The sequence below is a fragment of the Pseudomonas sp. Sample_21 genome, assembly GCF_004307525.1.
GTDB lineage: Bacteria > Pseudomonadota > Gammaproteobacteria > Pseudomonadales > Pseudomonadaceae > Aquipseudomonas > Aquipseudomonas atacamensis.
This window is the reverse complement of sequence record NZ_RCNZ01000054.1, coordinates 1-1,199: the sequence shown is the minus strand read 5'-3', so window position 1 is coordinate 1,199 and position 1,199 is coordinate 1. Positions and strand designations below refer to the sequence as shown.

Annotated in this window: 1 protein-coding gene; it reads left to right on the top strand. The window is 51.5% G+C overall.

Annotation, left to right across the window (positions count from 1 at the left end; genetic code table 11):
- Nucleotides 1-220: 220 nt before the first annotated feature.
- Nucleotides 221-1,171, top strand: a complete 951-nt coding sequence (locus D8U71_RS07765) for a transposase (RefSeq protein ID WP_076563955.1) — start codon at nt 221-223, stop codon at nt 1,169-1,171.
- The last annotated feature ends 28 nt before the right edge of the window (nt 1,172-1,199 follow it).

Sequence of the window (1,199 nt, the reverse complement as noted above, 5' to 3'; positions counted from 1 at the left end):
TTCGCGAGCAAGCTCGCTTGTATGGTTAGACTTGAAGGGGTGGTGGGACGAACAGTTCGCATCTGACTGCTGTAACAGTACAGACCGTGGGAGACCTCGCCCCACCCCTTCCACCAAAAGCGCCGATAGAGAATGCTTCGTTCAAGCGACGATAGAAACAAGCCTGCGCCTCTGGGTGAAACCCCTACAAGTCCTAAAACCTTAGCGTGGAGAAGTGTCAGTGGCAATGCGCGTGTCGAAGTCAATTGTGGGTGTGGACGTCGCCAAAGCTGAACTTGTTATTTATTTAGCAGATCCAGATCTGCTCACCTCGATAACCAATGAAAAGCCCGTCATAAAGCGCTGGCTTAAAACGTTGCCGGGGCCCACCGCCATAGCTGTTGAGGCGACAAATGTTTATCACGTCGACTTGGTTGAGTTGGCTCATGAGTCAGGCCACGACGTTTTCATCATCGACGGTTTTCAACTCAGTAATTATCGTAAAGGTGTCGGTGGTCGTAGTAAAACGGACGCATCTGACGCCCGTCTTCTCGCCCGTTTTCTAAAAAATGAAGGCGAAGATTTACGCCCCTGGACCCCACCTCCGGCGGTCTACGGCAAGCTGCAAAGCCTTCTACGACGTAGAGCTTCGCTGATACAGGCCAAAACCAGCCTGACCCAGAGCTGGGCAAATGACGCCAGCTTGAAAGCCGTGTTCGCAACTTTCGTAAAGTCCATGGAAAGGCTGGATTTGCTAGTTCAGAAAAAGCTCAAGGAAATCTTGCGTGAAGCTGGTTTGCTGGAAGAAGTTGCCAGATGCCAAGCCATCGAAGGTATAGGCTTTCTAACTGCAACTGCTTTGGTCATGGCATACAACCGAGGCGACTTTACCAGCGGCGACTCTTATGTCGCGTTTTTAGGCATGGATCTGAGAGTGAGCGACTCGGGCCAAAAAAATGGCCGTAGATATTTAACCAAGCGCGGATGCTCGGAGGTGCGACGGTTACTGCATAACGCCGCCATGTCAGCCTGCCGATCAAATGCCTGGAAGGCGTTCTACAACCACCATCTCAGCTGTGGAAAAGCGACTACACAGGTACTGGTGATGCTCAGCCGTAAACTCGCCCGCATAGCGTTCGCCCTGATGAAAAACCAGAGCGAATATCAATCGAAAGGGGCAGTTATCGCTTGAGGATAATCATAGAATCTCCCACAGGGGA